Raw genomic sequence first — 11,166 nt, forward strand, 5'->3', positions numbered from 1 at the left:
AAAGCTGCGTCATTGCATAAGCGGCCCGCCGGCGCCCGCGGCGATCAGCCGGTCCTCGCGGTCGTCGTACATGGCGTCGACCAGATCGCGGAACCGCTCGTACATCAGCTTGCGTTTCACCTTGCGGGTCGGCGTCACCGGCTCGCCTTCTTCCTCGGGGTCGAGCGCCTTCGGCAGGATGCGGAACGCCTTGATCTGCTCGACGCGGGCGAGGTCGGCGTTGACGGTGTCGATGGCGCTCTGAATCAGCTTTGCGACACTGGGCTGCGCGGTAAGGCTGGTGAATCCGGTATAGGCGATGTCGTTGGCGCGCGCCCAGTCGGCGACGGTGTCGAAGTCGATTTCGATGACGGCGGTGAGGTATTTGCGGCCGTGGCCGAACACGACCGCCTCCGCGACATAGGGGCTCGCGCGAAGAGCATTCTCGATGAAGGACGGCGAAATCGTCTTGCCGCCGGCGGTGACGATGAAGTCCCGGGCGCGGTCGATCAGCCGCAGTGAACCGTCAACCCATTCGCCGACGTCGCCGGTGCGCAGCCAGCCGTCGGCGCCCTTGATCTCGCGCGTTGCTTCGTCGTTGTTCCAGTAGCCTTCGAACAGGTCAGGGCCGCGCACCAGCACCTCGCCGCCGTCCCCGAGCTTGACGTCGAGCCCATCAACCGGCGTGCCGACGCTGCCGGGGCGCGGGAATGGACCGCGCTGGCCGGAGATGATGCCGCCGGCCTCTTCGGTCTGGCCGTACATCTCGACGACATTGACGCCATAGATATGCCAGAGCGCCGCGGTGTCCGGCGGCAGCGAAGCGCCGCCGCTGACGACCAGTTCGAGGCGGTCGAAGCCGATCTTGTTCAGGATCGGCGCGAAGACGGCGGCGTGCAGAAGCCGATAGGCAAGGGTGTCGAGCGCGCCCGCTGTGCCGTCCCAGCGGCGGCGCGTGTAGCGGCGGGCAAAGCGGACGGCACCGTCGTAGATTCGCCGTTTCAGCGGGCTGGAATTGAGCATGCCGACCAGCACGTGCGAGGCGAACTTCTGCAGGTAGCGCGGCACGGTGAAGATCGCGGTTGGCGCGACCTCGAACAGCGTGGCGGCAAAGTCTTCCGGGTTTTCGCCGAAATGCGGGACAAGCTGGGTCATCAGCGGCAACGTGATCGCGACGTCGCGTCCGAGCACATGGCACATCGGCAGGTACACCGCCGTGCGATGCGGTTTATCGCGCAGCGTCGGGTAATGCGCCGACACGGTATCGGTCGCGGCGAGGTGCTTGCCGTGGGTGACCAGCGCTCCTTTCGGGTGTCCCGTGGTGCCGGAGGTATAGACGATGAAGGCGGGGTCGTCGGGCGACAGCTTCGTCACCTCCGCCTCAAGCCATGCGATATCTCCCGGCGCGGTGCCTGCCGCATCGTCGAAACTGCGCAGCTTCGGGTGGTCGTAGGCGAACATCGCGGAGTCATCGATCACCAGGATGGTGCGCAGCCCCGGCAGGTCGTCCACCAGCGGCAGGATCTTGTCGACGTATTCCTGGTCTTCCGCGATGAAAATCGACGCGCCGCCATCACGCATCTGGTAGGCCACTTCGGCGGGCGCAGCGGTCGGATAGATACCGTAGACGACGGCGCCGAGCGACTGCACGGCGAGGTCGCAGATCATCCATTCCTCGCAGACGTCGCCCATGATCGCGACGCGCTCGCCGCGGGCGAGGCCGAGCGACTGCAACGCCCGCGCGGCGCGGGCGACGAGCGCGGCGTAGTCAAGCCACGTGCGCTCACGATAGACGCCGAATTTCTTGGATCGGAACGCGACGGAATCCGGGCTAGTGCGCGCCCGGTCGCACAGCAAATGCGGAGCCGTGGTGCGGCGCAGCTTTTCGCGATCGACCGCGTTGACTCCGGTCATTGGTCGCTACCTTGCGCGTTTCCCTATAAATTCTATAGCGCAATCAAATTTGGATTTCCATAGCGCCGGCGCGTCAGGCGCTTAACGGCGCGCGCGCTTAGGCTTCGCGCGCTTGCCGAGCCCATCGACCACCAGCCGGGAAAATTCGACGCTGAGCATCGCGATTCCGACATTTTCCTTGCGATACCAACTGGCTGCCGCATTGCACATGCCGAGCACGGCGAGTGTCGTGAGCCGCGCATTGAGGTCGGGCCGGAACTCGCCACCGGCGACGCCATCCTTGATGACCGCTTCAAAAAGACGCTCGACGCCGCGCGACCAGCGGCCGACCCGGCGGCGGCTTTCGGTCGGGAGATGCTGGCGTTCGTTGAGGAAGACCTTGACGAAGTCGCCGCGGTCGGCGAGGGGCGACAGGTGCGAATTGATCAACAGTGACAGGCGTTCCCGCGCGCTGGCGTTGCTGTCGGCAATCAGCTTGGCGGCTTCGAAAAAGTCCTCCACGCCTTTCAGGCAGACCTGCTCGAAAGCGGCTTCCTTCGACGGGAAGTAATAATAGAGGCTTGCCTGACGGATACCGAGCACGTCGGCGATATCTTGCGTGGTGGTCCCGTGAAAGCCGCGTTCGGCGAACACGCGCGCTGCCGCTTCGACGATCTCCGGCTTGCGCCGGCGCTGCCCGCCGGATCGTGGTTTGGATGGAAAGCTGACAACGGCCATGGGACAGTAGCCCTGACATTTTCGTTGCGACGAGAAGACAAAATTATGCGCTACCGATATTGAGTTGTGCCACGGGCTCGCGTTAAATGCTATCTATTAAACTATAGAATTTAGAAAACGGGAGCCGTTGATGAGCCGAGAGACCGCTGGGCGTCCGCCGTTTCGCGCCGATCATGTCGGCAGTTTGTTGCGGCCGTCGGTTCTCAAGCAGGCATTCCGCAGCCATGCTGCGAAGACCATCGGCGACGCCGAATTCGGTAAACTCCAGGACGACTGCATCCGCAAGGCGGTGGCTGAGCAGGAGGCGGTCGGACTGAAGGTGGTGACCGACGGCGAGTTTCGGCGCGGTTCCTACTGGGGCCGTTTCGTCGACCGCACCGAGGGCTTCGAAATCAGGCCGGCCTCGTTCAAGTTCCGCAACGACGAGGGGCATGAGGTCGCGTTCACTGCGCCTTATGCGACGGCCAAGATCGGCCGCCGTCAGCCTCTGGCGCTCGACGAATACGAATTTCTGCACGCGGTCACAAAGGTCACCGGCAAGATCACGCTGCCGGCTCCGTCCACCATGCATTTTTATCGCTGCGACGATTATGCCGACAAGAAAGCCTATGCCGACGTCGACGCGTTCTTTGCCGATCTCGCGACGGTCTTCAAGCAGGAGATCGCAGGGCTGGCGAAGGCCGGCTGCCGGTATATCCAGCTTGATGAGGTTGCCGTGGCGTTGCTGTGCGATCCGGCGATCCGCGAGCAGATCAAGGCATCCGGCAGCGATCCGGACGCGTTGGTCGATCTTTATATCGACAGCATCAATCAGGCGGTGGCGGATTGCCCGGCCGATATGGCGATCGGCGTCCATATGTGCCGCGGCAATTTCAAGGGACACTATCTTGGCGCGGGCGGTTATGAGTCGGTCGCGGAGCGGTTCTTCGCCAACACCAAGGTGACTCACTTCTTGCTCGAATATGATACGCCGCGAGCTGGCGACTTCGCGCCGCTGCGTTTCGTCCCGAAGAACCGCGGGGTGGTGCTCGGACTCATCAGCAGCAAGACGCCGGCGCTCGAGCCGATCGATGTGCTCAAGAGGCGAGTCGACGAAGCAACGCGCCATATCGATCTCGGGCAGCTCGCGATCAGCCCGCAATGCGGGTTCGCGAGCACTGTGGCCGGCAACCCGTTGAGCGAAGACGATGAGCGCGCCAAGCTGTCGCTGATTGTCGAGGCCGCGCGCGCAATCTGGAACGACGCATAACAAAGCGTAATGGCGTCATTATTTTCCGGTCGCGCATCGCTGCAACGTTTTATTGCGCGCGCAGGTCGCTTCTCTCTGTTCAAATTTGAGACAACGATGCTCCACGTTTGAGATGCGGAGTACTCGGAATGTGTTGCGAATCGCGCGGATGACGCAGCTACATTTCGAAACTGCGTAATCGTTACGCGAACTGCATCGAACATCATCATCGACAGCGAAGCACGTGTCGCAAAAGAGTGACAACAGTCGCACTTGGGTGACAGTGTGGAGTGTTAGTCACAGTCGCAGCGTCGTTCATTACGGCTAGATCCATGTTCAATGCATGTCGGATTCTGTCGCGATCATCACGCGCGCGATCGACACGAATTGTGACCGTGCATTCGCGTTCGTGATTCCATTCCCGCGCGCGAACGACGATCCGCAATAAGAACATAAAGTTTCCGCCGACGCGCCCAATGCCGGACAAAATGCGACGGCTCTATTCGCTGCGGCGCAAACAAGAGCATGCGTCTGTGCCGCTCTCGCGAACTTCGTTCATCGAACAATCGGACAACAATGAATTGGGGACGAACATTGCTTGTCTTGGCTGCCATCAACATGTCGTTGAGCAACTGCGACGGCCCACGCGGGATCGTCGGTGCTGCCGATACGGCAGCGACGCCTTACGCGATGGCTGAGGCATCGCCGCAAACCTATCGGCTGGCGCTCGGCGACAAGGTCAAGGTCACGGTATTCAATGAGCCTGACGTGTCGGGCGAGTTTCAGATCAGCAGCGCCGGTAAGATCGCGCTTCCGCTCGCTGGCGACGTCGTTGCGGCCAACAGGACGGTCGACGAGCTTGAAAGCGCAGTCGCGAAGAAACTGAACGGCCGCTTCGTCAAGAATCCGCGCGTTGCCGTCGAGGTTCTGACTTATCGGCCATTCAACGTCGTCGGCGAGGTCAAGAATGCCGGACAGTATCCTTATCGGCCCGGCCTGACGATCCACGACGCGGTCGCGATGGCAGGCGGTTACACCTACAGGGCGAATACGCACACCCTCTATATCCGCCGCCAGGGCGAGAAAGGCGAGCGGACGGTCAAGTCCGATGTCACATCGGCGTCGGTGTCGCCCGGCGACAATATTCGCGTACCCGAGCGGTACTTCTGACACGAAGCGAGGGATCGGCGGCCGGACGTCCGAAGGTCGCCGAACGGAAACTGGATGCGTCGCGTGGCGCGTGAGAAGGGGGAACGAATGGTCGGATTCATGGCTTCGGCCACGGCAATCGCCGTCCGGCGAGAGGTTTGCGGGCGCTGGCAATGGCCGCGCTCCGCAAAACGTTTCGAATTCCCCGATTGATCGGGCCGCCTGCCGCGCTGCGGCCGGTGCGGCTTTCAAGTCTTTCGGGCTTCAAGGGGTCATAGCGATGGCACGGCGGTTGTCGTGACGGTGGCCGTTTGCCGAAACGGACGCGAACCTCCGTGTCATTCGCAGCATCAGCGACGAATCGGGAACGCAACGCATTCAGGAACGCACACGATTGATCTCAAATCGCACAGGCCGTTCGGAAATGGCAGGCGGCCCATTGCGGCGCGGCTTTGAGATCTGTTTCGCGCGAGGTGAGTTCCTGCTGATCGTCGTCATGGGAACGATGGCAATGTGCAGTCAAAGCCACGGCGAGGATGCTTTGCCGGATTACGAACTATCGCGAATTCCGGTCGACGAGCGTCCTCATCCGGAATTCGATCCGATCGGGTACCGGTTCGGACAGTTCATGTTCTATCCGCGGATGTCCGCAGGCGTGCTCTACAACTCGAACGTCTTTGCAAGTTCCGCCGATCCAAGGTCGGACGCCGTGGCGCGCTTTTCGCCCGGCCTCAACGTGCAGTACGGCAAGCTGCCGACGTCGTTCAGCGCGGGCACGCCGGGATTTTCCGCCGATTTCGATCTCGGCGCCGATCTCTACCGGTATCGGACATATTCGAGCGAGAATCGCACGGATGCCCATGCGCGTTTGAAGACGCATTGGGACATCGCCAACGATCTCAAGGTCGACGGCGCGGCGGAAGTCGCACGTAAACATGAGGAGCGGGGCGAGGCTTCTTCGCCACGCAACGCTGCGGAGCCGGTGCCCTATCTCGATATTCGCGGCGAAACCACCGTCACCAAGGCATTCGGCCGCTTCGGCGTTGCGGTGAACGGCGCCGTACGTCGGCTGTCTTATGAGGACGTAAGTGCGGTGGACGGTAGCGTGCTCGATCAGTCGTCGCGCAGCGGCACCATCGTCTCGACCTTCGTGCGGCCCTACTACGAGTTCTCGCCGGGTTACCAGGCTTTCGTGCGCGCCTCGGCCAATGCGCGCCGATACGCCGGTGAAGGCGTTCTGAACCGCGATTCGAACGGCTACAACGTCACGGCGGGCCTTGCCTTCACAATGACGCCGCTGATCTCGGGCAGCGTGGAGGCCGGCTTTCTCTCGCAATCCTATGAAAATCCGGCGATTGTTCCAGTCAGCGGCGCGTCCTTTAAGGCGCAGGCGCTATGGCTCGCGACGCCGCTGCTATCGGTCAGGGCGAGCGCCGAGCGGCGGGTTGCCGAAACCGTGTCGTCGGACTTCGACTCGCGGCTCGACACCAATTTCATGGTGCGGGCCGACTACGAGTTGCTGCGCAATCTGACGCTGTTCGCGGGTGCGACCTACAGCCACCAGAAATTCCAGGGGCTGCAATCGCGGATCGACAAGGTCGCGAAGTTCTCGCTCGGCGGGCGCTATGCGCTCAACCGGACCTGGAGCCTCGACGGCCGTTACGACTTCATCGACCGCAACTCGAGCCTCGCAAACTACACCTTCGACCAGCATGTGGTGATGTTTAATGTTACAGCGCAGCATTAATCATCACGCCGGCCTGCCGGACGTCGATCACGACCGCCGGCACGCGCCGCAGCACGATGCCGAGGCTGACGCCTTGATGTCGATGCTCCGCTCGGTGCGGCGCAACCTGAAGATGATCGCCGTCGTCACCGTCGCAGGAACGGTGATCGCCGCGGCGGTCGTGCTCGGCTTGACGCCGAAGTATCGCGCCACCGTGACGGTGCTGGTCGATTCCCGGCAGACCAAGATTCTCCAGGACGCCGAGGTTGTCGGACGTCCGGGCACCGACAACGGGGCGATCGAAAGCGAGGTCGAGCTACTGAAGTCCGACCGCGTGATGCGCGAGGTGGCGCAGCGTCTCGATCTGAAGAACGATCCGGAGTTCAGCGGCGGCAACGGTATTCTGTCGCTGGTGAAGACGGCGGTCGTCGTTCCGTTGCGGGCCCTGTTCGGCAACGACGGCGAGGACGCCGAAACGGACGAGCTTGCCGGCATCGTCGCCAGGCTCGACAAGGAGACCGACGCCAAACGCCGCGGCCTCACTTATGTCATCGAGCTGAATGCGTGGTCGCAGGATCCGGCCAAGGCGGCGCGGATCGCCAATATGTTTGCGACCGTCTATCTCGATAACCAGCTCGCCGCCAAGGCGGATGCCACGCAGCGCGCCAGCAGCTGGCTTGCGTCGCGATCCTCCGAGCAGAAGGAGAAGCTCGAGCAATCCGAGCGGGCGCTCGAGGCCTACAAGGCGAAGAACGGGTTGTTCAATCCCGGCGGCGAGAACCTGTCCGACCGGCAGGTCTCGCAGCTCAATGACCAGCTCGTCGACGCGAGGGCGCGCGCCGCCGAGGCGCGGGCGAAATACGAGCGGCTGCGTCAGGTCACACCGGAGCGGCTGCGCTCGGCGGCCGCTTCGCCGGACGTCCTGCAATCGCAGGTCGTCTCGAACCTGCGCGGGCAATATGCGGACATCGTCAAACAGCAGGCCGAACGCGAGGCGCGCTACGGCGCGGGTCATCCGATGGTGGTGGCGGGGCGCGCGCAGCTTGGCCGCATCGAGGGACAGATTACGCAGGAGATCCAGCGGATCGTCTCGAGCGCCAAGACCGAATTCGAGATGGCGAAGAGCCGCGAGGCCTCGCTGGAAGCGAGTCTCGACGAGTTGAAGGCGCGCGCAGCCGAGTTCAACCAGGCCAGCATCAAGATGCACGAGCTGGAGCGTGAGGTTGAGGCGAACCGCAATCTGTACGAGGCCTTCCTGTCGCGCGCCAAGCAGACCGCGGCGCTGAACCTGCAAATCCCGGATTCGCGGATCGTGTCGCAGGCGGAGCCGCCGCCGAGCCCGAGCTTCCCGCGCCGCGGCCTTTCGATCGCTCTCGCGCTGATCGGCAGCCTCGGGCTCGGCATCGCATTGGCGCTGGCGCGCTCGGCCTTCGGCAAAGGGTTCCGCAGCTCCGCCGAAGTGGAGACCATGCTCGGTCTGCAGCCGCTCGCCTCGATCCCGCTGGTCGACGGTCGGTTCGGCGCCGCCTCGCTCGAGGGGCGCACGCCCGGCTTGCGCGCGCTGGCGCACCGCGCGGATGGCGAAGCCACGCGACGCGCCGATGGCTATGCCGGTCGCCTCGCCGGACTGTCGCTGAAACGGCCGAACTCGCCGTTCGCGGAAAGCATTCGCGCGCTTTATCTGCGGCTGCGGCGGCAGGCGAGCGAAGGCCGGATCGGAGTCGGGATCGTCGTTTCGGCACTCCCGCACGAAGGCAAATCGACGGTCGCCGCCAATCTCGCGCGGGTCGCCGCGCGGGCCGGGGAAAAGGTGCTGCTGATCGACGGCGACCTGCGCAAGCCATCGGTCGCCGCGGCCCTCGGTCTGTCCGGTGAGCCGGGTCTTGCCGAGGTGCTCGCCGGCGAGAGCGATCTCGGTGCATCGGTGAAACGGGATCCTGCAAGCGGCCTCTACGTCATCGGCGGCATGCGCGCGATGTCCGGCACGGATGTGATCCGCCTGCTGGCGTCCGGGCAGATGACCGGTCTGATGCAGCAGGCGCGTGAAGCCTTTGAGCTTGTGATCGTCGATACCTCGCCGATGCTCGCTGCGGCCGAGGCTGATGTGCTGGTCGATCTCGCCGACTTCGCGGTGCTGGTTGTCGCGTCCGAACGCACCAGCCGTGACGCCGTTCTGACCATGTTGAGCGAAAGCCCTGATCTCGAGCGCAAGATTGCGGGCGTCGTGCTCAACGGAACGTCCGACGATTTCAGGCGGTACGACCGCTACGGCGGCTATCGCGGTCAACGACACGATGCGATTGCGGGGTAAGTCGATGTGGAATGAAGACAGACAAACGATCAAGGCCGGCCGCAGCTCGGCAGTCGCCTGGGAGTCGTTCGAACGCGGTCACCGTTCGGATGCCTTCGCCACCCATCCGCCGTCTCAGGCGCTTGCCGCGCACAGCTTCCCGGTGCTGGCAGCCGCCGTCGAGTTTGCGATCCTCGCAATCGTTATTTTCGAGACCGGCGCGGTCTATCATCTGACTGTCTTTCAGTACGTGCCGGCGCCCTGGTTCTATGCCGGAACCGCGGCGGCGCTTGCGGCGGTCTATGTCGTCCAGTGCGCGCTCGGCCGCGACCATTCAATCAAGCGGCAGCTGGACGGTCGCGAGCAGCTGCGGTCGGCGTTCCTGCGGTGGAACTCGGCCTATTCGCTCTGGGTGCTCGGTCTCTTCATCTTTCAGATGACCGAGACTTATTCTCGCGGCGCGATCCTTGCGCAGTATGTGGCCGGCCTTGGAACGGCGCTGATCGTCCGCTTCATCCTCACCCGCGTCGTCGGCCGCGGCCTGAGGAGCGGTTTGATCGCCGGCCGCAAGACGCTGGTGGTCGGAGAGCCGGTTCTGGCGCGCGATTTCGCGAGGCAGGTACGCGATGCGGGCAGGGGTGCAACAATTGTCAATGTCGTCACGGTGACAGCCGACGACTTTGAAGACGACGAGGCTTCGAAAAGACTCCAGGAACGCATCGAGACGATTGCCCGCGATGCGGCCGTCGACGACGTTGCTTTCGCGCTGTCCTGGTCGAATACCAAGACCATCCGCCGCTGCATCGAGATGATGTCCGCCATTCCGGCGACGGTCCATCTTGCGCCGGACCCGCATCTGTTCTGGGTGCGTTATCCGGTGCTCGAGCGCGTCGGTGGGCACTACACGCTTCGTCTGGCGCGTGCGCCGCTGACGGTAAAGGACCGCATTCTCAAGCGGTCGTTCGATTTCGCCGTCGCTTCGTTGATGCTGGCGGCTGCGGCGCCGGTGCTTGCGGCCATCGCGATCGCCATCAAGCTCGATACGCCGGGTCCGGTTTTGTTTCGCCAGCGGCGAAATGGATTCAATCAGAAGGAATTCCGGATCTTCAAGTTCCGGACCATGACGACGCTCGATGACGGCGCGGTCGTGCGGCAGGCCACCAAAGACGACATGCGCATCACACGCGTGGGCCGGCTGTTGCGGCGAACCAATCTCGACGAACTGCCGCAACTCCTCAACGTGATCCTCGGTCATATGTCGCTCGTGGGGCCGCGGCCGCACGCACTGGCGCATAACTGCCAGTACGAGGAGAAGATTCGTCTTTATGCCCGTCGCCATAACGTCAAGCCCGGCATCACCGGCTGGGCGCAGGTTAACGGCTACCGCGGCGAAACCAGCGCGCTCGACAAGATGCTGAAGCGCGTCGAACACGACTTCTATTACATCGACCACTGGTCGCTGTTGCTGGACATCCGAATTTTGCTGACAACCGTGCTGTCGCCGACCTCGTATCGCAATGCGTACTGATCGAAGGAAGCCTGATGCCGATCGCCGAAGCCACAGGAGGAATTGCGATGAATGAAAGCCGCGACGCGGACTGGGCCGCAGCCGGCTTTGTGCCGGTGGCTGTCCGCGATCCGAAACGCGGATGGCTGCGCGCCGTCTGGCTGCGCGTCCGCAGATCGCTGATTGCGCTGCGGCGTGTCTATCTGTGCCGGGTGTGGTCGATGGATATTCATCCGACCGCGGCCTTCTCGCTGCGCGTGGAGCTTGACCGGACGCATCCGAGCGGAGTCCACATCGGACCGGACAGTTACGTCGCCTTCGGCAGCGTGATCCTGACCCATGACATGACACGGGGGATTTATGCCGACACGCGCATCGGTGCGCGCTGTTTCATCGGCGCACACAGCATCCTGATGCCGGGTGTGACGGTGGGCGACGGCTCCATCGTCGGCGCCGGCAGCGTCGTCACGCGGAGCGTGCCGCCGGGCTCGATCGTCGTCGGCAATCCGGCGCGGGTCGTGCGCTCCGGCATCAAGACCTATCGCTTTGGCTGCCTCTGGGACTGGGAAACCTTATCGGAAGGCCGCATGACCCAGAGCACCTAGCGGGCAGGATTTCATCGTCGAAACAAAGGGTTGGACAGGCATCGCTTGTCC

The 11,166-nt window shown here is 63.2% G+C and carries 8 protein-coding genes; 6 read left to right on the forward strand and 2 right to left on the reverse strand.

The features are described 5' to 3' along the window. Positions 1–9: 9 nt before the first annotated feature. Both AB7F10_RS06950 and AB7F10_RS06955 read right to left on the reverse strand, forming a co-directional pair. The gene (locus AB7F10_RS06950; protein ID WP_428559273.1) at positions 10–1,893 is read right to left on the reverse strand and encodes an AMP-dependent synthetase/ligase; all 1,884 of its coding nucleotides are present in this window, start codon (positions 1,891–1,893) and stop codon (positions 10–12) included. Positions 1,894–1,974: 81 nt separating this feature from the next. Further along, positions 1,975–2,610, reverse strand: coding sequence for a TetR/AcrR family transcriptional regulator (locus AB7F10_RS06955; protein ID WP_428559271.1), 636 nt, complete (start codon positions 2,608–2,610; stop codon positions 1,975–1,977). Between the two features lie 130 nt (positions 2,611–2,740). On the opposite strand from AB7F10_RS06955, the gene AB7F10_RS06960 reads away from it, so the two are divergent. The 6 genes from AB7F10_RS06960 to AB7F10_RS06985 all read left to right on the forward strand — a co-directional run bounded on the left by AB7F10_RS06960 (position 2,741) and on the right by AB7F10_RS06985 (position 11,115). Beyond that, entirely contained in the window at positions 2,741–3,859 is a 1,119-nt protein-coding gene (locus AB7F10_RS06960) for a 5-methyltetrahydropteroyltriglutamate--homocysteine S-methyltransferase (RefSeq protein ID WP_428559269.1), read from the forward strand. 582 nt (positions 3,860–4,441) lie between these two features. After that, positions 4,442–5,008: a polysaccharide biosynthesis/export family protein gene (locus AB7F10_RS06965; RefSeq protein ID WP_428587137.1), complete on the forward strand. Its 567-nt coding sequence runs from the start codon at positions 4,442–4,444 to the stop codon at positions 5,006–5,008. A gap of 403 nt (positions 5,009–5,411) precedes the next feature. Then, positions 5,412–6,734 carry an outer membrane beta-barrel protein gene (locus AB7F10_RS06970; RefSeq protein WP_428559264.1) on the forward strand — a complete coding sequence of 441 codons (1,323 nt, stop codon included), beginning with the start codon at positions 5,412–5,414 and terminating at the stop codon, positions 6,732–6,734. Beyond that, complete coding sequence (locus AB7F10_RS06975) at positions 6,715–9,024, forward strand: GumC family protein (protein ID WP_428559262.1); 2,310 nt, start codon at positions 6,715–6,717, stop codon at positions 9,022–9,024. The genes AB7F10_RS06970 and AB7F10_RS06975 overlap by 20 nt, the downstream gene beginning before the upstream one ends. Before the next feature lie 4 nt (positions 9,025–9,028). Then, on the forward strand, positions 9,029–10,531 hold the full coding sequence (locus AB7F10_RS06980; RefSeq protein WP_428559259.1) for an undecaprenyl-phosphate glucose phosphotransferase: 1,503 nt from the start codon (positions 9,029–9,031) through the stop codon (positions 10,529–10,531). Between the two features lie 200 nt (positions 10,532–10,731). Next, positions 10,732–11,115: an acyltransferase gene (locus AB7F10_RS06985; RefSeq protein WP_428560016.1), complete on the forward strand. Its 384-nt coding sequence runs from the start codon at positions 10,732–10,734 to the stop codon at positions 11,113–11,115. The last annotated feature ends 51 nt before the right edge of the window (positions 11,116–11,166 follow it).

This window comes from Pseudolabrys sp., from assembly GCF_050250095.1.
GTDB lineage: Bacteria > Pseudomonadota > Alphaproteobacteria > Rhizobiales > Xanthobacteraceae > Pseudolabrys.